This window comes from Veillonella fallax (genome assembly GCF_020687175.1).
Lineage (GTDB): Bacteria > Bacillota > Negativicutes > Veillonellales > Veillonellaceae > Veillonella > Veillonella fallax.
The window spans coordinates 23,898-44,681 of the sequence record NZ_JAJEQD010000011.1 but is presented as its reverse complement, the minus strand read 5'-3'; the positions used below and the strand labels follow the sequence as shown (position 1 = coordinate 44,681).

The following is a 20,784-nucleotide window of genomic DNA, read 5'->3' as shown; positions in this document are numbered from 1 at the left end:
AATTGCGTCATTTCTATGTCATGTTTTGGGATTAGCTATTAAGCTCGATAGAGGAACCTGGATCGATAATGAGGGCTGTTTGATTGTATTTGCCTTCAACTAAGCTTGTAAATACACCTGGTTCACGGTCGATAACAGGCCATGTTTTGTAGTGAATTGGAATGGAGATACGCGCTTTTACATAAGAAGCGGCAAGAGCCGCATCTTCAACGCCCATCGTGAAGTTATCACCAATAGGAAGTAATGCGTAGTCGATATCGCCAAAGCGATTCAATAATTTCATGTCGCTAAAGAGTGCTGTATCGCCAGCGAAGTAAAGAATGTCGCCGTAGAAGTCTACGATGCAACCTGCTGCATGACCGCCTGGGATACCAGCGCCGTGGAAGGCAGGAACCATGCGAACAGAACCGAATTCGAAGTCGAATTTGCCGCCTAAATGCATAGCATGAGCACGGCAACCAGCAGCAGCTGCTTTACCTGCTACCTCTGCAGTAGAGATAACGAGGGCATCATTTTCTTTGGCGAGGTACTCTGTATCGCCGTAATGGTCGTCATGACCATGGCTAACAAAGATATATTGGCATTTAATATCTTCTTTTTTAGCGATGTCCCATGTATTGCCCGTTAAGAATGGGTCAAAAATCATGGATACATCACCGTGAGTGAGCATAAAGCAAGCGTGGCCGAAATAAGTTAGTTTTGTTTTCATAGGAACACTTCCTTCCTTATACATATAATTGTTAATTCTATTGTATAATATAACTAATGAAAATAAAACTATAGATGATAATTTATGCATGATTAGTAAGGATATAGTATGGATTTAACACATTTTGATCAAGATGGTAATGCCTGGATGGTAGATGTGTCTGACAAGGATATTACATCTCGCACAGCTGTGGCTGAAGGTTTTATTGCCATCAACGACGCTATTTATGAGCGTATCGCAGCAGGTACTATGAAAAAGGGCGATGTCCTTAGCGTAGCGCAACTAGCGGCTATTATGGGGGCTAAACAAACGAGTAATCTCATTCCCCTATGTCATCCGTTGGCATTGACTAAGGTTGAGGTTCACTGCACCTTAGTAGATGGTGAAAGCCCGGCTTGTACCGATGAAAATCACAACAAGGCCGTTAAGGTGAGTGCTATCGTTAAAACAACTGGTAAAACAGGCGTTGAAATGGAGGCCCTTACAGCAGTTCAAGTGGGCTTACTCACCGTATACGATATGTGTAAGGCCATCGATAAAGGCATGATTATGGGCCCTACATACCTTGTAGAAAAAGAAGGCGGTAAAAGTGGACATTTTGTGCGTTCCTTTGTAGAATAATATAGATATAAAGAATAGGGGAACGATAATGGAAATAGTACTTTATGAGCCAGAAATCCCTGGCAATACAGGAAATATAGCGCGTTTATGCGCAGCTAATCACATGACCCTACATCTTATCAAACCACTTGGTTTTTCTATCGACGATAAGCACGTGAAACGAGCTGGTCTCGATTATTGGCATTTGGTAGATGTACAGGTACATGAAAATATTCAAGAGTTGTATGCGAAATATCCTGATCGCAGATATTTCTACGCTACTACAAAAGCAAAGCATACCCACTCCGAGGTAAAGTATGAAATCGGGGATATGCTCGTATTTGGCCCTGAATCAAGAGGCTTGCCTGAAAGCTTATTAGAAGGTGTTGAAGAAACATGCATTCGCATCCCAATGGTAGATGAGGCGCGTTCTTTAAACTTATCTAATGCAGTAGCCATTATTGCGTATGAAGCTATGCGCCAACTTGATTATCCAGATCTTAAAGCCGAAGGCAACTGGATTCAACCTAAATAAATATACTTTCACCATTGAGATAGATACAATAAATATGTGTTAGAAATCCTACCCAATCTACATGAGAGGTAGTATTTCGACAGGTGTTGTTAGAGGAGGATATTATGAACTACGATAAAGCTCATGATTTAGCTCACGCTATGCGTGAATCCGAAGAGTACAAAGAGTTAATGGCAGCTCAAGAGGCTTTGAAAGCTGATGCAGTAGCAGCGGCGTTGGTACGCACATTTATGGCACAACAAATGCAATGGGAATACGCAAAGTTGTCTGGTGCACCAGAAGCTGATGAATTGCAAAAGAAACAAGAGGAATTAATGCCTCAAATTCAAGAAAATGCTGCAGCGGCTGCTTATTTACAAGCACAAATGCGTTGGAGCCAAATCTCTAATGATATTTATAAAATCATTAGCGAACCAATCACTGAGGGGATGAAAGTGTTAGATCATGGCGAACAACAACAACCAAAACATTAAGGACTTAAAAGAAGCCTTATTAGAGAAATTACCTAGTACACGTGTACGAGAACAGGAACTGCTTTGTCATCATACGACATTTAAAATTGGTGGTCCTGCTGATTTATTTATTGAACCTACGACGATGGATGAGTTGAGCTTTACGCTACGCAAGATTCACGAATCACAAGTGCCTATAACTATTATTGGTTGCGGCTCCAATATTTTGGTGAAAGATGGTGGTATTCGCGGTGCGGTCGTATCGGTTCGACATATGACACAAATCATGGATTGCAATGATAATGTATTATGCATTGGTTCTGGTTATATGTTAAAAGATGCTTCTGAATTTGCTTGGGAAAACGGACTATCTGGCCTTGAATTTGCCATTGGTATTCCAGGTACACTTGGTGGTGCTGTATTTATGAATGCAGGTGCTTATGACGGGGAAATGAGCCATGTGGTCACTTCAGTACTAGCTGTAGACTTCGAGGGCAATATTAAGGAGTACGATGCATCTCACTTAGATTTTGGATATCGTCATAGCGTATTCCACGATAATCATGAGGTTATTGGGGAGGTTATTATGACGTTACAACCTGGTGATAAGGATGCTATTAAGGCTCGCATGGATGAGCTCACAGAAAAGCGTGAATCTAAACAACCTTTAGAGTATGCTAGCGCGGGTTCAACCTTTAAGCGCCCACCAGGGTATTTTGCAGGTACTTTGATTGAACAAACAGGTCTTAAAGGATTATCTGTTGGTGATGCACAAGTATCTCATAAGCATGCTGGCTTTGTTATCAACACTGGTAATGCTAAAGCTAAAGATGTACTTGATCTTATCAAAGAGGTACAAAAACGCGTATATGATCAACATGGTGTACATCTGGAGCCAGAAGTACGTATGATTGGTGAAGACTAATACAAACTAAATATTAATACAAGATTTCTTATGTGACGTTCCTCTTATCTTATTTGAGGCAAGGTATCATAAGAAATCTTTTTTAATACCATATGCTTATGTAGCTAATTTAGCCTTAAGATGACTCAAAAGTATAATCAAATGTAGAAATTGCCATGATTAGAAATTCTGTACTTCTTTGACTTTTTTCTATAGACTACGTTATAATTAAGTGTTGCCAATTTTGGGAATATACCTATATAGCGACTTTCACAAGCGTTATATGATATAGAATATACTGAAAGAATTAAAGGGAGGATCTTATGATTCGCGAAAATCTTCGAAATGTAGCGATTATCGCCCACGTTGACCATGGTAAAACTACTTTGGTGGACGCGTTATTAAAACAAAGCCATGTGTTCCGTGAAAATGAAAAAGTAGCAGAACGCGTAATGGACTCCAACGACTTGGAACGTGAACGCGGTATTACTATTTTGTCTAAAAACACTGCTGTTATGCATGATGGCATTAAAATCAACATCGTTGATACTCCAGGCCATGCTGACTTCGGCGGCGAAGTAGAACGTGTACTTAACATGGTTGACGGCGTATTGCTTCTCGTAGATGCTTACGAAGGTCCAATGCCTCAAACTAAATACGTTTTGCGTAAAGCTTTAGAACAAAAATTGAAACCAATCGTAGTTATCAACAAAATTGACCGTCCTGACCAACGTGTTAAAGAGGTTGAAGATGAAGTTCTTGAATTGTTTATGGAACTTGAAGCTGATGATGACCAACTAGATTTCCCTGTAGTATACGCATCTGCTCGTGCTGGTGTGGCTAAAACTAACTGGGATGACGAAGCTGTAAATATGGAACCATTGTTTGAAACATTGATCGAAGAAATTCCTGCACCACAAGGTGATTTGGAAGGTCCTCTTCAATTCATGGTTACTACACTTGATTACGATAACTTCATCGGTAAAATCGCAGTAGGCCGTATCGTTCGCGGTAAAATGAAACCTAACCAACAAGTAGCTATCATGACTGGTGAAAGCACTCGTAAAGCGAAAATCGGTCGTGTATATACATACAATGGCTTGAACCGTGTTGAAACTGACGAAGCTGAAATGGGTGATATCATTGCGTTCGCTGGTATCGACGATATCAATATCGGCGAAACAGTAGCAGATGCTGAAAATCCTGAAGCATTGCCATCCATCTCCATCGACGAACCAACATTGTCCATGGTATTCTCTGTAAACAACTCTCCATTCGCAGGCCGTGAAGGTGAATTCGTTACATCCCGTCACTTGCGCGATCGTTTGTTCCGCGAAGTAGAAACTAACGTTTCTATGAAGGTAGAAGAAACTGATTCTGCAGATGCTTTCAAAGTATCTGGCCGTGGCGAATTGCATTTGGCTGTATTGATCGAAACTATGCGTCGTGAAGGCTATGAATTACAAGTAGGTAAACCTCGCGTAATTTTCAAAACTATTAACGACAAATTGTGCGAACCATTAGAAGCATTGACTATCGACGTACCTCAAGAATTCATGGGTACTGTAATGGAAAATCTTGGTCAACGTAAAGCTGAATTGACTAACATGGTTGAGTTAGCTGGTTACCTTCGTATGGAATTCGTAATTCCTGCACGTGGTTTGATCGGTTTCCGTGCACAATTCTTAACAGCTACAAAAGGTAATGGTATCATGAACCATGTATTCCATGGTTATGCACCATACAAAGGCGAAATTCCTTCCCGTACACGCGGTGCCTTGGTAGCATTCGAAAATGGCGAAACTACTCCATATGGTTTGAACTCTGTTCAAGACCGTGGTACATTGTTCGTTGGTCCTAACCAAGACGTGTACGCAGGCCAAGTTATCGGTGAAAACACTCGTGAACTTGATATGGATGTTAACCCATGTAAGAAAAAACACGTTACTAACATGCGTTCTAGCTCCTCTGATGAAGCAGTTCGCTTGACTCCACCTCGTATCTTCTCCTTGGAACAAGCTCTTGAGTGGATCAACGATGACGAACTTGTTGAAGTAACACCTGAAAGTATTCGTATGCGTAAAACAATCCTTGATCGTAACGCACGTGCGAAAGCTGCTAAAAACAAAAAATAATATCCTTAGTGATATAAAACGACGCTCCTATGGGGGCGTCGTTTTTGTTATATATAACAAAGAAGATATTCCTATTTATTATATTCATATGAAAAATTGGTGATAATTTTATCATTTATGATTAATAGGAATATAGAACCTTGTATATATGGAGTTTGCATAATATCTTGCTGATACGGGTATCGGTATATACGGAATATCCATATCGATGTATAATAATAGCAAGTTTGTTGAAATCAATTATTGATTATGGAGGTTCTTATGAATAAGAAAATTTTAGCATCTTTATTTGCTGTAGGTTTAGCTGCAGGCTATGTATGCTCTTCTGTTGATGCACATGGTGTGTTCTTCGCTAACCGTACAGATGAAAAAGTACTTGTATTAGGTGAGGGTCCTGTAGATAATGCTTATAGTGCAGATATGGTAAAAAATATTACTGGATATGATGTACAAGGCAAACAAATTCCTGTACAAGTTGTGAAGCATGAAAAAAATGTAGCTATTATTCCACCAGCAGACCTTGGTGTAACTGTAACTAATTTTGATTATGGCTACTGGACTAAGACTAAAGATGGTAAAACAATTCATAAACCAATCACCGAAGTTCCTGGTGCGGTTAAGAGTACACATGCTATCAAATATGATGTTCATTACTGGAATGCACAAGCAAAACCATTTGTAGATAAGAATGCATTTATTCAAATTGTACCTTCTGTTAATCCATTGACATTAAGAAAAGGTGATACATATGAAATCCAAGTGTTTAAAGATGGTAAACCATATGCGAATGCACCTCTTATCAAAGATTTAGTAAATGATTTAACTGGTGAAGCTAAAGCCGATGAAAATGGTAAAGCTACTGTAGCTGTTACAGCAGATGGCTTAAATGTAGTAGGTGTTGAAGTTGCATTCCCTACACAAAATAAAGGGGAACAAAATAAATACTTTAGTGCATTGTCCTTCCTTATTTCTCCTGAAGAATAATAATTAGTAATTTTAGTACTTACCGAGTGTGTGAGTTAATAGAAGACCTCCTTAGTTGGACTAAGGGGGTCTTTTTGTGCTTTTTAGGTGTTATAAATTTTATGTGATTTAGTGAGAGTATTATAAGCATGATAAAAGAAGGAGAGAATTATGAAGATTAGACGTCATGTATCAGCCGTGATGACTGCACTAGTATTAACAGGTATATCTTATTCTGTAATGGCTACTGAATTTAATGCCACTAGCGATAAAGCAGAGGAGTTACTGGGGTTAACAATGGGGTCACCAGTACAAACGAGACCTGAGGTTAAATACATAGAGGATACATTAACAGTTAATGTACATGGTAAAAGTTTAACAGAGGCTGGTAAAAGTAAGAATGTTACAGGTATTTATAATGGCTTTGGTTCACAACTAACGGTAGATAAAGACCTTATTGTACGATTAAAGAATGATGCACCAGCATCGAAGCGAGAATTAGGTCATTATTATATGAGTGCAGTCTATGCTGGTTATGGCGGTAAGGTACCACGTCTAAGTAAAGATAATCCTGATCGAGACTATGGTGATACTAATATTCACGTTAAAGGTAATGTGGATATCGATGCTATCGGCTCTGGTTTACAAGTCAATCAACGAGGTCATATCCTTGTTGATGGAGGCGGTAAGATTATCACTCATCCTGTAGAAACATCTGATACCTATTCTGTAGTAGCAGAAGAAGGGGATGTATATGTTAATGCAGGCGCTGATGGCAAACATCTAGGCACTCATGACTTAGTTGCTGTTGGTAATGTAGGCCTTATCAACAAGGATTATGGTCGCGATCCAAACCATAATGAAGAACCGACGAATGTTGGTTTAGCTTTCACAACACCTAACTCTAGCCTTACCGGTGCTGTTTTGAATGAATATGCTGAAAGCAATAAAAATCCTCATAATTCTGGTGCAGATATTTATCTACAAAATGGTGCGACTTGGAATAATGAGTGGATTGGCATGGAGCGCCCTACACCTAAAAAAGAACGTCCATCAGGGGATAATGCAGCGTACCTATACAAGGGCAGTAAGGTTCGCAATCTTGTAGGTGGTGTTAACCCAACTGCAGCAGGTAACATTCATCCTATCGATGCGCGGCCTATAACAATTCAGAACTATAGCGGTTATGTGAATGCTATTTATAAATCTGGTGTGCCGGCTAGTGATACAGGAAAAGGGCAAATCATCGTTGAACATGCGGCGGATAATAGCCATATTACAATGAAAGGCGACCATTCCGGTAATACCATCGACGATGCAAGCTACAAAAAGGATATTCAAGCATTAGCTAAGAAATTACAATACACAGGCAATGATAAGAAACTTAGCACAACAGTTCAAATTAATGAAGGCGTTACTACACCTGGTGCTGTTGCAGACCTAGGGGCAGATCATTTTGATTCTCAAGGTCATCTTATTGTAGACGATACAACAAAAGTTGTTCGTGCTAGTGAATCATCGCTCGTAGGTGGCACAAAATCTGCCCTTACTTCAACAGTTATGGCCTGGAAAAATAATACTAATGATTTACAACGTCGTTTAGGTGATCTTCGTCTAGCTAATACAGATAAAGGAATATGGGCTAAATATATAGGTGGTAAATCTAAGATTACAGATGGTGCTGATGCACATATGACGTACAATGGCGTACAAATCGGATATGATCATAAAGCCTCCAATGGCTGGATTTTCGGCGGTGCCCTAGATTACAGTACATCTAGTAACTCTTATGCCAACGGCAGTGGCGACGGTAAGCTTGGCGGTATAGCCTTATATGGTACAAAGCAACATAAGGATGGTCGGTATATAGATATCATCGCTCGTGGTAATAGATTATCCAACGACTATAGCCTTAACTCTATGAGTGGCCAACGATTGAATGGTAACTATCATACATTTGGTACATCCTTGAGTGCTGAATATGGCAAACGTATTAAAAAACAAAATGGTTTCTATATCGACCCTAGTGTAGAATTTATTCTAGGTCGTTTAAATGGTGTATCCTATGATGCAACTATTGCAGGCGGCGGATCTATGCATGTTAAATCTGATGCTGTGAACTCTGCTGTAGGTAGAATCGGCATTGGTATTGGTAAAGAAACAGAAAAATCCAATATCTTTGCTAAATTAGCACTAGCTCATGAATTCTCTGGTAAGGTAAATACTACATATTCTGCACCAGGTAACCCAACAGTTCAAACCACAGTTGACTTGAAGGATACTTGGCTTGATGCGGAAATCGGCGGTTCTTGGAGTGTTCGTCCTAGCACATATCTATATGGCACACTCACTAAAAACTTTGGTGCTACTATAGATAATACATGGCGTATCGATGCTGGCGTTAGACATAACTTTTAATTAGGCATATCAAAACTCTGTAGTAGCTTTAAATCGAGCTGCTACAGAGTTTTTTGTAAAAGTGTTTATTTGAATTATTCTATAGCGGCAAATAGGCAAATATTAACTGGCTTGCTGTGATGGACAGACTTTAACAATTTTGTATTTCTGTGATAGTATATAAAGGCTAGTTAATATGTAACTTCTTAAGTAAGAGTTAGGAGGATATAATATGAAAGTTCTAATCGTAAATGGTAGTAGCCATGTAAATGGCACAACAATGCAAGCTATACAAGAGGTGCAAAAGGTATTTAGTGAAGCCAATGTAGATACAGAGGTCATTCAGCTAGGCAATAAACCTATCCGTGATTGTATTCAATGCGGCTATTGTTCTGAACATGGTGAATGTGTATTCAAGGATGATGATGTAAATGCCTTCATAGAAAAAGCGAAAGATGCAGATGGTTTTATCTTTGCAACACCTGTATACTACGCACATCCGAGTGGACGTATTTTATCCTTTTTAGATCGCGTATTCTTCAGTGCAGAAAGTGTAAAGCCCAATCCATTTGCCTTTAAACCAGGTGCATCTATCGCCGTAGCTCGTCGCGGTGGTACAACGGCTTCCTTTGATGTACTTAATAAATACTTTGGTATTTCTCAAATGCCAATTGCAGGCTCTACATATTGGAATATTAGCCATGGTCTAGTAGCCGAAGATGCTAAGCAAGATGAAGAAGGTATGCAAACAATGCGCAACTTGGCTAGAAATATGGTTTGGATGATGCGTAGCTTTGCTGTAGCTAAGGAACAAGGTGTGCCATATCCAGATACAGATAAAGAGAAAAAAGTATCTACGAACTTTGTGCGTTAATAACTTATCGATTGTTGAGTTACTAGAGGAATTATGATGGTTAAAATTTTATTCATTTGTCATGGTAATATTTGTCGTTCAACTATGGCTGAGTTTTATATGAGGCATATCGTTGCGAAAGCTGGACTTAGCGATTCTATTTATGTTGAGTCTGCCGCTACATCTCGTGAGGAGATAGGGAACGACACCCATTATGGGACTAAAAAGAAATTAGATGAAATGGGTATTCCTTACACTCGTCGCAAGGCTCGTCAAGTGACCGTTGATGACTATCATAATTTTGATTACCTCATTATCATGGATGAAAATAATGGACGTAATTTAAAACGTATTATTGGCGATGATGTAGACTCCAAGGTGTACAAGGCTATGTCCTTTGTTAGTGAAAGCCGTGATGTAAAGGATCCTTGGTATACGGGGAATTTTGATGAAACCTATGATGATATCAGTCGTAGCTGTGATGCTCTATTAGAATTAATTAAAGAAAAAATATAAATATATAGACCTTACTGTTAGACGGTGTAGCAGTAGTGCTTGAGTTTAACTATAGTTATTTCGAACCTAAACTGACTTAAAGTAAGGTCTTTTCTATATGTAGACTAAGTCCCTTTATACTTTATACTATCGAACCATAGCGTAATATGATATAATTTTTAGGTATTCATGCGCCTATAGCTCAGGGGATAGAGCGCCGGTCTCCGGAACCGGGTGCGCAGGTTCGAATCCTGCTAGGCGCACCAAATAAAAGGCTTCTCGAAATTTCGAGAAGCCTTTTTATGTGTCTTTATTCTTTAGGTTGATATATAGTTCAGAAAATTATATGTTAGCATCTATATTTAGTACAACGAATTCCTCGTGCTTGAAATTCATTCATCAGTAAGTCTATTGATTTATCAATGATTTCTTCATTAGTTATATACACCATCTTTTTGTAGTAGACCGTACCATCAAATTCTATCCAACGACTTGTCTTGCCATTTAGTTTGCAAATTTGCATTCTGCCGGCCCAGCTGCCCATGCTACGGAATTGTTTACCTTTAGAAAAACGTACCTCACGAATATCGCTTAATTTAAATGTTCTTCTTACTAAGCCAATGCCTATAGAGACTTGATCATCCTTAAAGTAAAGAAGTTTATAACGCTCTTCAGGAGGCATAGATCTAATGATAGATAAGTTATAAGTAGCAAAAACTACAGCGATAGCAATCAATAGAAATATAAGGATTATCATATATTTTCCCATACAATTAAGTCCTCCTTATCTCTATTATAATAAATATAAGTAATGTATGAAATCATTTTATATCACTTCATGAATGAAATTTCATATTGGTTATATCTTACATATGTATAATATTCTCAAAATTGCATGGTTATTTGTAATCGAAATGGAGAGAGTTCTATGTTTTCTACGCTTATATTTTTTATAATTATATTCTTAATTTTCTTTTTTGTTAAGCAATACAATTTACTACAAAAATTGACTGTAGAGATTAAAGAGGCACGTGCCAATATTATCGTTGCTTACGAGAAAAAAGTAGCTATTGTTAATCAGTTTACAGGTCTTGTAAATGAGTATGATGATTATGAAAAATTAATTCAATTAAAAGTGTCTGATAACTTTGTAGATATGGCTCGTGAAACAGCAAAAGCAGTTCAAAATATTACAGCTTTAGCTAATCAATTTCCAGAGTTAAAAGCCAATACTCAATATAGTAAATTCTTAGAAGCGATTAGTGAAAATGAAACGTTCATTTCTAATAAACGTGAGACTTATAACTTCCAAGTAAAAGAGTATAATAGTGAGATTGCCCAAATTCCAATGGTATTTGTGGCATCCTTATTGGGATTTAAACAGGCCCCATTCTTTGATCCAAATAATGAAGAGGCTTTAGCTGAATTTAGTGGTGCTGATCCAGAAGCAATTAAAGATCTTGCTATAAAGGGCACAGACAAGTTGAAGGATACAACAGATAAAATTAGAGAATCCTTTGAAAAACGCGAGCAAGAAGCACAAGCGAAGAGAGAAGCACGTCTTAAACAAGAGCGTGAATCTTCTTCTAATAATGAGAGTGTAAAGACTGAAGAGAAAACTGAAACAGAAGCTCCTAAAATTGAAGAGGCGTCTGCTTCAGTAGAGAAACAAGAAGAGAAGTAATCATATATTCAATTGATGTATATGAGCAGATAGTATATAAATCTATTTGTAAAATGAGAGATAAAAGACTCCACTCGTTGAGTGGAGTTTTTTGTTTTTGAAAATACCGTCTAATATAGCATTTATGTAAAAATATATATTTAATAATATCAAGATAACGTGTAAATGTGATTTGAGTAACACATTTTATTTTGAGAATGATGTACAATAAGAGTGTCCTTGTGAAAATCTGAACATCCTAGCGGGAACACTAGGCATATAGGACATGATGAATAATATATAGATTATCTAATTAAGATTAATAAAGTACTAAATTGTATCATTGCATAGTTTTGATGTAGTGATATAGAGGAGATAGAATGACAAATAGAATACAAGAACTCACCGTCGACAAAACTTGGCGTAATGAGCAAGATGCGTGGAATAATCGATCTAATTACTTTGTAGAAATGCACAATCGGGACGATCGTAAGGCGCAGGTTACAGAGTTTTTATCCTTCTTGAAGGATGAAAATCTTTTGCCCCCTAAAGGCGGTTGTACCCTTGATATTGGCTGTGGTGTATGTGACTATGCATTAGGATTGGCTCGTGAAGGTCATAAGGCAACCGGTATAGATTTATCTGATGGTATGATTCGTGGTGCTAAACAATTAGCAGAGGCAGAAGGTTTAGATCTTAGCTTGTATATTGCACCGTGGTCTGATGAAACTCGCCGTGAACTAAAATGGGATAAAACCTTTGATTTAACATATAGTATTTTTTGCCCTATCATGTTTGATGTAGAAAACATTCACGCCATGCATGAATCAAGTAAGGACAAATGCTTGTGGATTGCTTTTAGTGAACGCAGCGATGAAACAGTAGATATGTTATCTGAACATTTCTTTGGTCGCGATTCATTCCCTTGGGATGGTAAGATGAAAGCATGTTTAGATGTTATTCATGAAATAGGGCATAATGTAAAAGTAACCTATAAGACAGTGCCTGAAACAGAGGTTATGAGCCTTGATAAAGCAGTTAATTACTTTGCTATGCGACTTCATAATAATACATGGGGCGATATAGAAGATATGAAAGTAGAAATTAGAAATCTTATTGAACCATTAGCCATTAATGGAGAAATCCATAATAAAACGGTTGATAAAGTGGCGTGGGTATCATGGTCTGTGAAATAGGAGGGTAGTATGACAGTTGATGAAAAACGTAAGTTAGAACTAAAAACTATGTACCAAATTATTGGCATCTATTGTCATAATAAGCATCATACTCCTAAGGGGCAGCTATGTGAGGCTTGCGAGCAGGTTTGGGAATATGCGGAGCATCGCATTGATGCATGTCCTCATATGGAAAGTAAAACATTCTGTAGTGTATGTAAAACCCATTGCTATGCACCTAATTATCGTGAAAAAATTCGTGAGATCATGCGCTATGGGGGCCCTAGAATGTTATTGGTATCACCAATACAGGTAATTAGACATATGTACCTTGAATGGAAAGACAAAAAAAGAGGCTAGCATTTGCTAGCCTCTTTCTTAATGGATTTATCACATTTTTATGTAATACTAGATTACGCGATTGCTTTGTCCAATACAGCTTTGATTAATGCTTTTGTTTGGTCATAGCTTTCACCAGGTTGAGCCTCATATTGTTTGTCGAGGTCGAACCATAAGTTTGGATAGTATTCATAAGGGTGAGTTTTGAAGAGCTCATGAGCGTCTTGATCTTCAACCCAGTTGATATGAATGTCTGCATATGCAGGGTTTTCTGCAACAAGTTCATCGATAGCACGGAATGCATTTGCACAATAAGGGCAACCGTTTAAGTGGAAACCTAAGATTTCTTTCATGGTTTTACAGTCCTTTCCAGACAAAATTAATATATATTTCTATAATTTGAGATTTATTACATACTCATGTACCACAACATGTGGTACACTACTGAGTATAACACATCTATATAAGATATTCAATTTTTTAGATATATCAAATGAGAATATTGAGAATGCGATATGCATTTTTTACATAGTTAAGGAGGCACCTATGATTTCAGGCGCAGCATATGTGGTGAAGGCCCTTCAAGAGGAGCAGGTAGATATACTATTCAACTATCCTGGGGCAGCAACCATCGATATCATGGATGAATTATATAAACAAGATAAGGTAAAAGTAATTTTGCCACGTCACGAGCAAGCGTTAGCTCATGCTGCTGATGGGTATGCTCGTAGCACCGGTAAGGTAGGGGTTTGTATGGTAACCTCTGGACCAGGTGCTACCAATCTTGTAACAGGTATTGCTACTGCTTATGCAGATAGTGTGCCTCTCGTTTGTATTACAGGTCAAGTAGACTTGGGCCTCATGGGCAATGACGCATTCCAAGAGGTGGATACGGTTGGTATTGTGCGCAATATCTGTAAATATGCTGTTACCGTTCGTGATCGTAAAGAGCTGGGCCGTATTTTGAAAGAAGCCTTTTATATTGCCCGTACTGGTCGTCCTGGTCCTGTAGTGGTGGATGTTCCGAAAAATATTCAAAAGGCTATGGGCTCTGATGAGTATCCAACAGAAGTCAATATTCGTGGCTATAAACCAAATACAACAGTTCACGTAGGACAAGTAAAAAAAGCATGCTCTATTATCAGCAAGGCTAAACGACCACTATTCTTATTAGGCGGTGGCGTTAGCATTAGTGGTGCTAACGACCTCATGATGAAGCTAGTAGAAAAAACAGGCATTCCTGCTGTAACTACATTGATGGGGAAAGGTGCTATCGATAGTCGACATCCTTTATATCTGGGCAATATTGGTATTCATGGTGGCTATGCACCGAATGTGGCCCTCACTGATTGTGATGTAATGATTTCTATTGGTACACGCTTTAACGATCGTATTACAGGCAAATTAAGTACCTTTGCACAAAATTGTAAGATTATCCATATTGATGTGGATGCAGCATCTATTTCTAAAAATATTAAGGTAGATATTCCAATCGTAGCAGATGCTAAATTAGCTATTGAAAAATTATTGGAATATATTGAACCTCATGATCTTGGTGAATGGCCTGCGCAATTACAACAACTTAAGGCTGAGCGCCCTGTTACACAAGCGGGTGAAGAGGGCTTAACACCTCAAATTGTTATTGATTATATTAATAACCACTATGCGCGACCTATTGTTGCTACTGATGTAGGACAAAATCAATTATGGACTACTCAGTTCCTCGAAATTAAAGGACAACACCAAATGTTGACATCTGGTGGACTTGGTACGATGGGCTATGGGTTCCCAGCGGCGTTAGGGGCCCAAATTGGCAACCCTGATAAACGTGTATTTGCTATCTGCGGTGATGGCGGCGTGCAAATGAATATCCAAGAGTTTGCCACAGCTATGCATTACCGTTTACCAGTAACTCTCATCATTTTGAATAATGGCTTCCTTGGTAACGTACGTCAATGGCAACAATTGTTCTACGACAAACGATATGCGTGTACAAATTTATTGATGGATGAAAGCTCCATTGTGACGCGTGATATGATCGATAATGATGAGTTTGAATATGTTCCAAACTTTGTACAATTGGCAGAAGCTTATGGTGCAAAGGCAATGCGCATTACTAAGGTAGAGGATATCGAAAAAGGGTTCCAATTGGCAGATACTTTCAAAGATGGTCCTACATTACTTGAGTTCATCATTCCAACGGAGCTCAATGTATTGCCAATGGTACCAGCCGGCAAATCTTTAAGCGATATGTTATTAAAGGATAAAAAATAGGAGGGGCTATGGAATTACATATGGAAAAACGCTGTATTTCAGCGTATGTAGAGAACCAAATCGGCGTATTGGCTAAAATTTCAGGCCTCTTCGCAGGTAAAAATTATAATCTTGATACATTGACTGTAGGGGAGACAGAAGATCATACCATGTCCCGTATGACCATTGAGCTTACATGTGACGATTTGACATACGAACAAATCATTAAACAGCTTAATCGCAGTGTAGAGGTAATTAAGGTTATCGACTTTACGGATATGCCGATTACAAAGAAAGAACTATTGTTTATTAAGGTGAACAGTTGCAAAGAAGCAGATAAACAAGAAATCTTCCGTATTGCTCAAACCTTTGACTTGTTGGTAGTCGATTATAACCGCAAATCTGTTCTCGTACAATGTGTAAAAACAGTATCCAAAAATAACGACATGATTGCTCTATTTAAAGATATGTTTGTTAATCGCATTGAAGTTGTACGCGGTGGTAGCGTAGCTATCGAAGCACTATCTACACCTGATAGATAAGTTTTAACTCTAATTATTCTAAATCTATTTTTGGAGAATAATGATCTAAGACTAGTAGTGATTTAGAATGGATACAACTGAATATGATATAATATTTATATCGACCATTATTGATATAGAGACCTTGGTTGTATGCCAAGGTCTTTTTATATAGGAGGTACTATGAGTTTATTAAATGATATTTTAGCCCATAATAGAGAATATGTAGAAGATCAAAATACAGGTTACGTAGAAACAGATACAAAATGCAGTAAGATGCCTAGTCGTGAAATGGCAATCGTTACATGCATGGATACACGTCTTGTTAACTTCTTAGAAGATTCCATGGATATTGGCCGCGGTGAAGCGAAAATTGTAAAGACTGCAGGGAACTGTATTACAGGTCCCTTTGATGGCGTTGTACGTAGTTTACTTGTATGTATTTATGAGCTAGGCGTCAACGAAATCTTTATCATTGGTCATCACGAATGTGGTATGGCAAAAACTACGGCAAAAGATCTAACAGAAAAAATGTTGGCTCGTGGTATTGCACCAGAAGCGATTCATATGGTCCGTAAAGAAATGGAACGCTGGGCAGATGGATTTACACACCCTGCTGAAAATGTAGAAGACACTGTAGACGAATTGCGTATGAATCCTTTGATTCCGAAAGACGTACCTATTCACGGTCTTATCTTCCATCCTAGAACAGGTGAAATTGAAGTCATCGTTAATGGCTATACACAAATGAAGCAATATTACGAAAAATAGTAGGTAAATCTTGTTTGACTTAAAGTTAAGTTTAAGTTTTATAATGTGTTCATATTAAATATTAGTCAAACAGTTTAGTTAATAAAGGAATTATATGAACAAAAAAAGATTAATTATATCCTTACTAGCTATTATTACCGTGTTTGGTGCTATTGTAGGTAGCTATGTATATAGGGATACTATATACAGTCGAATTGCACGGACTGCAGCTGTGGTTAGTGGCCAAGAGATAAAACCCCTCCTTGATTCGGAAAGCCGTTACATTCGACAAATTGTAGCTCAAGATAACAGCACAAGTCGTACTATTATGTGGCAATCAGATAGCAGCGAAGCTGATGCGGTAATAGAGTATCGTCTAGCAGGTTCTGAAAATACTCAAACGATAGGGGCAACGGATAAAGTTTTTACTGATGACGGCAGTACTACCTATATTCATGAGGCTACATTGACAGGGTTAACACCTAATACTAAATATGAATATCGCGTTGGTTATGGCAGTGATCGCCGTAGTGATTGGTACTCCCTGGAAACGGCTGGTGCTAGTGTCTATGATGTGCTCATATATCCAGACTCTCAGTCGGGGGATTATTCTCAATGGGAAGAGATTGTAAAGGACTCAGCACATCGCAATCCAAGGACAGCCCTGTATATTAGTATGGGGGACCTTGTAGATAATGGGGAACAAGACTATCAATGGCGCACTTGGTTAAATTCCATTAGACCGTTGAGTGCTAATGTGCCGTTAGCAACGACATTAGGCAATCATGAGATGTATACATTAGATTGGAAAATGCGCGAGCCTTATGCGTATTTGAATTACTTCGCAGTACCGCCTAATGGAAATGAAATTTTTAATCGTCGTTATTATTCCTATGACTTCGGTGATGTTCATTACGTTGTATTAGATACAATGTTATATGAAAGCAATCATGAAGATAATCATGATACACATCATCCTGATTTATACGATGTACAGGTTCAGTGGTTACGCCAAGATTTAGCAGCTAATACTAAAAAGTGGACCGTAGTTCTCATGCATCGGGATCCATTCCAATATGCCTTTGACCGCCCTGGCGCAAGTCGTGATGTAGGATTCGACGAAGAGGGCGTATTGTTTATGCCTATCTTTGATGAGTTTAATGTAGATTTAGTATTGTCAGCTCATTTACATTCTTATCGTAATAGAGGGCATGTACGTAACTTTGATCGAGATGCTTCGGGACCATTATATATTCTGACTGGTATTGCCGGAGATGCTCGTCGCCCTAAGTGGAAAGAACATCCTTTAGATGTATATGTGGCACCAGATCGAGATAAGAATAACTATATGACGATGACTGTTACACCGAATAAATTAATAGTAAAAGCTTTCTTACCAGACGGTACACAGCTAGATGAGTCGGTTATAGAGAAATAGAAGCACAAGAATATAAGAATATAAGAATATATAAGCAAAAGACACCTTCCTTGGAAGGTGTCTTTTTGTGTGTTTATACAAATAGTTTTCTCTGATTTATAGTTTAAATAGGTAAACATATAAATGATAATTATATATTTATTATATATTTTATATGCTAAATTAAGTTCATGTAAATTACAGTTCTAAGGACTATGATAAAAATTAATTCATAGTATAACAAATAAAAATACAGAAAATTTGTATAAAACTTGAATAAAACGACTGATAGTATTATAATACGTACATAGGTTATAAAAATACGCTAATAATGTATAAAATATACACATGGTGTATAAAGGAGATAGAGTAATGAATACATTACAAGATTTGATCAAGAAATATGCCGCACAATATAAAGAACAAGTTGTAGCATGGCGTAGACATATTCATAGTCATCCAGAATTATCTGGTGAAGAAAAAAATACATCCTTATTTATTCAAAAGGTTCTTGGTGAATTAGGCATTCCCTTTGTAAATGATGTTTCTGATTATGCCGTTATCGGTAAAATCGAAGGGACTCAACCTGGACCAGTCATTGCATTGCGTGCTGATATAGATGCCTTACCCATACATGAAACTACTGGATTGCCATTTGCATCAGAAAATGACGGCGTTATGCATGCTTGTGGTCATGATAGCCACATTGCGATTTTGCTTGGTGCTGCAGCTATTTTACAGTCTATTAAAGACCAATTGCATGGTACCGTAAAGCTCGTATTCCAGCCTTCCGAAGAGGAAGCATTACTCCCAGGTGCACAAGGTATTGTAGATAGCGGCATTCTTGATGATGTATATGAAATATATGGACTTCATGTATGGCCACAATTACCGGTTGGTACGGTAGGTCTAAAAAAAGGTAATTTGATGGCTGCATCGGATCACTTCCTCGTCCATATTAAAGGTAAATCAACTCATGGAGCGGAGCCTCATAATGGGGTAGATGCCATCGTAGCAGCCGCAAACTGGATTGTAAACGTAGAATCTATTGTGGCTCGTGAAACGAATCCAATGGAAAATCTCGTGTGTACCATCGGTGTTATCAAGGGTGGCGACAGATACAATATAGGCTGTGGCGATGTATACCTTGAAGGAACATGCCGTACCTATGAACCAGCAAAACGGGATTATATAGAACGACGTCTTGGTGAAAGTTTACAAGCTCTCGATATGTTATTAAAAACAGAGAGTACCTTAGATTATAAACGTGGTCATGGTGCTACTATCAACAATCCAGACGCCATTGATTATGCTACATCTATTGTAGAGAAATATCTTGGTAAAGAAGCTGTGGTACATCCTGAATTCCCGTCTATGGCTGCAGAGGACTTCTCCGCGTATCTTCATAAAATAAAAGGTGCTTTCCTTTGGTTAGGTACTGGATTTGAGGGTAATCCGGCCTTGCATAATGAGGCTTTCACCATTGATGAAAGCATCCTGGAAACTGGTATAACAATGATGGCTGCTATTGCCGCCGAATTTTTACAAGAAAAGTAGTTAAATAAGTAGTTTGAAATAAGAGGTTATTATGAAGAGTTTACAACATACATCATTAAAAACAATGCTTCAATACACACCAGAAGAAATTAAATACTTCTTGGACTTGGCTGCAAAGTTAAAAGCCGATAAAAAAGCTGGCAAAGAAATCAAAACATTAGTAGGTAAAAACTTTGCATTAATTTTTGAAAAAGATTCTACCCGGACTCGTTGTGCCTTTGAAGTAGGTGCTGCGGATCAAGGGGCTCAGACAACATATCTTGGCCCTACAGGTTCCCAAATGAATAAAAAGGAATCCTTAAAAGATACAGCTCGTGTTCTAGGATCTATGTATGATGCTATCGAGTTCAGAGGCTTTGCTCAAGAGGATGTAGATACCTTGGCAGAATATTCTGGGGTTCCTATTTGGAACGGTCTTACCGATATGGATCATCCTACACAAACACTAGCGAATTTTTTGACGCTTCAAGAAAATATTGATAAACCATTGAATGAAATCTCCTATGCTTATGTGGGTCATGGTCAATCTAATATGTGTAATGCCTTAATGAGTGGCGCCGCTAAAATGGGTATGGACTTTAGACTTATCGGACCTAAACAATACTGGCCAGCCGGTCCATTCTATGAAGAATGTTTGAAGGTTGCAAAAGAAACAGGTGCTACCATCACATGTACAGATAACGTAGCTGAAGGGGTTAAAGGCTTAGATGTAATTTATACAGGTGTATGGGTAACTATGGGTGATACATACGATATGTGGGAAGAACGTATCAATACGTTTAAACCATTCCAAGTTAACGCTGAAATGATGGCATTAACAGGTAATCCAAATACCAAATTCTGTCACTGCTTGCCAGCATTCCACAATACAGAAACACAAGTAGGTAAAGATATCTTTGAACGGTTTGGCATGAATGGTATTGAGGTAACGGAAGAGGTATTTGAAAGTCCAAATTCCTTAGCATTCCAAGAAGCAGAAAATCGTCTCCATACGATTAAGGCCGTTATGGTTGCTACCTTTAGTGACTATCCAATGAAATAATTTCATCTCCCTAGAAGGTGATGA

Annotated in this window: 21 protein-coding genes and 1 tRNA gene; 19 read left to right on the top strand and 3 right to left on the bottom strand. The window is 38.2% G+C overall.

All coding sequences use genetic code 11. The features are described 5' to 3' along the window. Positions 1 to 31: 31 nt before the first annotated feature. Positions 32 to 709 (bottom strand): metal-dependent hydrolase, encoded by a 678-nt coding sequence (locus LKD20_RS06455; protein ID WP_227721219.1) that lies wholly within the window; start codon positions 707 to 709, stop codon positions 32 to 34. A gap of 108 nt (positions 710 to 817) precedes the next feature. Between LKD20_RS06455 and moaC the strand changes: the two genes are divergently transcribed. From moaC to LKD20_RS06405, 10 genes are all read left to right on the top strand, one after another. Continuing rightward, a complete protein-coding gene (gene moaC / locus LKD20_RS06450; RefSeq protein ID WP_105098502.1) occupies positions 818 to 1,330 on the top strand; it encodes a cyclic pyranopterin monophosphate synthase MoaC in 513 nt (170 codons plus the stop codon). A gap of 28 nt (positions 1,331 to 1,358) precedes the next feature. Continuing rightward, a complete protein-coding gene (gene trmL / locus LKD20_RS06445) occupies positions 1,359 to 1,844 on the top strand; it encodes a tRNA (uridine(34)/cytosine(34)/5-carboxymethylaminomethyluridine(34)-2'-O)-methyltransferase TrmL (RefSeq protein WP_005385766.1) in 486 nt (161 codons plus the stop codon). 104 nt (positions 1,845 to 1,948) lie between these two features. After that, positions 1,949 to 2,317: a YlbF/YmcA family competence regulator gene (locus LKD20_RS06440; RefSeq protein ID WP_060924059.1), complete on the top strand. Its 369-nt coding sequence runs from the start codon at positions 1,949 to 1,951 to the stop codon at positions 2,315 to 2,317. Continuing rightward, positions 2,289 to 3,221 carry a UDP-N-acetylmuramate dehydrogenase gene (gene murB, locus LKD20_RS06435; protein WP_227721218.1) on the top strand — a complete coding sequence of 311 codons (933 nt, stop codon included), beginning with the start codon at positions 2,289 to 2,291 and terminating at the stop codon, positions 3,219 to 3,221. The genes LKD20_RS06440 and murB overlap by 29 nt, the downstream gene beginning before the upstream one ends. Before the next feature lie 302 nt (positions 3,222 to 3,523). After that, complete coding sequence (gene typA / locus LKD20_RS06430; RefSeq protein ID WP_005385769.1) at positions 3,524 to 5,335, top strand: translational GTPase TypA; 1,812 nt, start codon at positions 3,524 to 3,526, stop codon at positions 5,333 to 5,335. Between the two features lie 261 nt (positions 5,336 to 5,596). Next, positions 5,597 to 6,319, top strand: a complete 723-nt coding sequence (locus tag LKD20_RS06425) for a DUF4198 domain-containing protein (RefSeq protein ID WP_156719920.1) — start codon at positions 5,597 to 5,599, stop codon at positions 6,317 to 6,319. A gap of 150 nt (positions 6,320 to 6,469) precedes the next feature. Beyond that, positions 6,470 to 8,716, top strand: a complete 2,247-nt coding sequence (locus tag LKD20_RS06420) for an autotransporter family protein (RefSeq protein WP_227721217.1) — start codon at positions 6,470 to 6,472, stop codon at positions 8,714 to 8,716. Positions 8,717 to 8,927: 211 nt separating this feature from the next. Further along, on the top strand, positions 8,928 to 9,569 hold the full coding sequence (locus LKD20_RS06415; RefSeq protein ID WP_227721216.1) for a flavodoxin family protein: 642 nt from the start codon (positions 8,928 to 8,930) through the stop codon (positions 9,567 to 9,569). A gap of 36 nt (positions 9,570 to 9,605) precedes the next feature. Continuing rightward, positions 9,606 to 10,064: a low molecular weight protein-tyrosine-phosphatase gene (locus LKD20_RS06410; RefSeq protein ID WP_227721233.1), complete on the top strand. Its 459-nt coding sequence runs from the start codon at positions 9,606 to 9,608 to the stop codon at positions 10,062 to 10,064. Between the two features lie 170 nt (positions 10,065 to 10,234). Beyond that, a tRNA-Arg gene (locus tag LKD20_RS06405) sits at positions 10,235 to 10,309 on the top strand. Between the two features lie 83 nt (positions 10,310 to 10,392). Here LKD20_RS06405 and LKD20_RS06400 read toward each other — a convergent pair. Next, positions 10,393 to 10,812, bottom strand: a complete 420-nt coding sequence (locus LKD20_RS06400; protein WP_213467755.1) for a hypothetical protein — start codon at positions 10,810 to 10,812, stop codon at positions 10,393 to 10,395. A gap of 159 nt (positions 10,813 to 10,971) precedes the next feature. Between LKD20_RS06400 and LKD20_RS06395 the strand changes: the two genes are divergently transcribed. From LKD20_RS06395 to LKD20_RS06385, 3 genes are all read left to right on the top strand, one after another. Further along, positions 10,972 to 11,727 (top strand): LemA family protein, encoded by a 756-nt coding sequence (locus LKD20_RS06395; RefSeq protein WP_105086308.1) that lies wholly within the window; start codon positions 10,972 to 10,974, stop codon positions 11,725 to 11,727. A gap of 359 nt (positions 11,728 to 12,086) precedes the next feature. After that, the gene (locus tag LKD20_RS06390; RefSeq protein WP_227721215.1) at positions 12,087 to 12,902 is read left to right on the top strand and encodes a class I SAM-dependent methyltransferase; all 816 of its coding nucleotides are present in this window, start codon (positions 12,087 to 12,089) and stop codon (positions 12,900 to 12,902) included. Positions 12,903 to 12,911: 9 nt separating this feature from the next. After that, positions 12,912 to 13,241 (top strand): nitrous oxide-stimulated promoter family protein, encoded by a 330-nt coding sequence (locus tag LKD20_RS06385; RefSeq protein WP_005385779.1) that lies wholly within the window; start codon positions 12,912 to 12,914, stop codon positions 13,239 to 13,241. Positions 13,242 to 13,294: 53 nt separating this feature from the next. On the opposite strand, the gene LKD20_RS06380 is transcribed toward LKD20_RS06385, so the two are convergent. Beyond that, on the bottom strand, positions 13,295 to 13,573 hold the full coding sequence (locus LKD20_RS06380; protein WP_005385785.1) for a hypothetical protein: 279 nt from the start codon (positions 13,571 to 13,573) through the stop codon (positions 13,295 to 13,297). A 193-nt stretch (positions 13,574 to 13,766) separates the two neighbouring features. Between LKD20_RS06380 and ilvB the strand changes: the two genes are divergently transcribed. The 6 genes from ilvB to argF all read left to right on the top strand — a co-directional run bounded on the left by ilvB (position 13,767) and on the right by argF (position 20,760). Beyond that, positions 13,767 to 15,494: a biosynthetic-type acetolactate synthase large subunit gene (gene ilvB, locus LKD20_RS06375; RefSeq protein ID WP_227283100.1), complete on the top strand. Its 1,728-nt coding sequence runs from the start codon at positions 13,767 to 13,769 to the stop codon at positions 15,492 to 15,494. A gap of 8 nt (positions 15,495 to 15,502) precedes the next feature. Next, positions 15,503 to 16,015 carry an acetolactate synthase small subunit gene (gene ilvN / locus LKD20_RS06370; RefSeq protein WP_156719064.1) on the top strand — a complete coding sequence of 171 codons (513 nt, stop codon included), beginning with the start codon at positions 15,503 to 15,505 and terminating at the stop codon, positions 16,013 to 16,015. A 162-nt stretch (positions 16,016 to 16,177) separates the two neighbouring features. Beyond that, positions 16,178 to 16,765, top strand: coding sequence for a beta-class carbonic anhydrase (locus LKD20_RS06365; RefSeq protein ID WP_119207259.1), 588 nt, complete (start codon positions 16,178 to 16,180; stop codon positions 16,763 to 16,765). Between the two features lie 94 nt (positions 16,766 to 16,859). Next, a complete protein-coding gene (locus LKD20_RS06360; RefSeq protein WP_227721214.1) occupies positions 16,860 to 18,182 on the top strand; it encodes a fibronectin type III domain-containing protein in 1,323 nt (440 codons plus the stop codon). Positions 18,183 to 18,533: 351 nt separating this feature from the next. After that, entirely contained in the window at positions 18,534 to 19,718 is a 1,185-nt protein-coding gene (locus LKD20_RS06355) for a M20 metallopeptidase family protein (protein WP_227721213.1), read from the top strand. A 31-nt stretch (positions 19,719 to 19,749) separates the two neighbouring features. Continuing rightward, a complete protein-coding gene (gene argF / locus LKD20_RS06350; protein ID WP_255621307.1) occupies positions 19,750 to 20,760 on the top strand; it encodes an ornithine carbamoyltransferase in 1,011 nt (336 codons plus the stop codon). Positions 20,761 to 20,784 lie beyond the last annotated feature (24 nt).

What these genes read in the sequence shown, in the direction of transcription:
- LKD20_RS06360 (WP_227721214.1), top strand. Translation starts at nt 16,860, where the DNA reads ATGAACAAAAAAAGATTAATTATATCCTTACTAGCTATTATTACCGTG.
- LKD20_RS06355 (WP_227721213.1), top strand. Translation starts at nt 18,534, where the DNA reads ATGAATACATTACAAGATTTGATCAAGAAATATGCCGCACAATATAAA.
- moaC (WP_105098502.1), top strand. Translation starts at nt 818, where the DNA reads ATGGATTTAACACATTTTGATCAAGATGGTAATGCCTGGATGGTAGAT.
- LKD20_RS06440 (WP_060924059.1), top strand. Translation starts at nt 1,949, where the DNA reads ATGAACTACGATAAAGCTCATGATTTAGCTCACGCTATGCGTGAATCC.
- argF (WP_255621307.1), top strand. Translation starts at nt 19,750, where the DNA reads ATGAAGAGTTTACAACATACATCATTAAAAACAATGCTTCAATACACA.
- LKD20_RS06385 (WP_005385779.1), top strand. Translation starts at nt 12,912, where the DNA reads ATGACAGTTGATGAAAAACGTAAGTTAGAACTAAAAACTATGTACCAA.
- LKD20_RS06395 (WP_105086308.1), top strand. Translation starts at nt 10,972, where the DNA reads ATGTTTTCTACGCTTATATTTTTTATAATTATATTCTTAATTTTCTTT.
- LKD20_RS06455 (WP_227721219.1), bottom strand. Translation starts at nt 709, where the DNA reads ATGAAAACAAAACTAACTTATTTCGGCCACGCTTGCTTTATGCTCACT.
- murB (WP_227721218.1), top strand. Translation starts at nt 2,289, where the DNA reads ATGGCGAACAACAACAACCAAAACATTAAGGACTTAAAAGAAGCCTTA.
- ilvN (WP_156719064.1), top strand. Translation starts at nt 15,503, where the DNA reads ATGGAATTACATATGGAAAAACGCTGTATTTCAGCGTATGTAGAGAAC.
- LKD20_RS06420 (WP_227721217.1), top strand. Translation starts at nt 6,470, where the DNA reads ATGAAGATTAGACGTCATGTATCAGCCGTGATGACTGCACTAGTATTA.
- LKD20_RS06365 (WP_119207259.1), top strand. Translation starts at nt 16,178, where the DNA reads ATGAGTTTATTAAATGATATTTTAGCCCATAATAGAGAATATGTAGAA.
- LKD20_RS06380 (WP_005385785.1), bottom strand. Translation starts at nt 13,573, where the DNA reads ATGAAAGAAATCTTAGGTTTCCACTTAAACGGTTGCCCTTATTGTGCA.
- LKD20_RS06425 (WP_156719920.1), top strand. Translation starts at nt 5,597, where the DNA reads ATGAATAAGAAAATTTTAGCATCTTTATTTGCTGTAGGTTTAGCTGCA.
- LKD20_RS06390 (WP_227721215.1), top strand. Translation starts at nt 12,087, where the DNA reads ATGACAAATAGAATACAAGAACTCACCGTCGACAAAACTTGGCGTAAT.
- trmL (WP_005385766.1), top strand. Translation starts at nt 1,359, where the DNA reads ATGGAAATAGTACTTTATGAGCCAGAAATCCCTGGCAATACAGGAAAT.
- LKD20_RS06415 (WP_227721216.1), top strand. Translation starts at nt 8,928, where the DNA reads ATGAAAGTTCTAATCGTAAATGGTAGTAGCCATGTAAATGGCACAACA.
- LKD20_RS06410 (WP_227721233.1), top strand. Translation starts at nt 9,606, where the DNA reads ATGGTTAAAATTTTATTCATTTGTCATGGTAATATTTGTCGTTCAACT.
- ilvB (WP_227283100.1), top strand. Translation starts at nt 13,767, where the DNA reads ATGATTTCAGGCGCAGCATATGTGGTGAAGGCCCTTCAAGAGGAGCAG.
- typA (WP_005385769.1), top strand. Translation starts at nt 3,524, where the DNA reads ATGATTCGCGAAAATCTTCGAAATGTAGCGATTATCGCCCACGTTGAC.
- LKD20_RS06400 (WP_213467755.1), bottom strand. Translation starts at nt 10,812, where the DNA reads ATGGGAAAATATATGATAATCCTTATATTTCTATTGATTGCTATCGCT.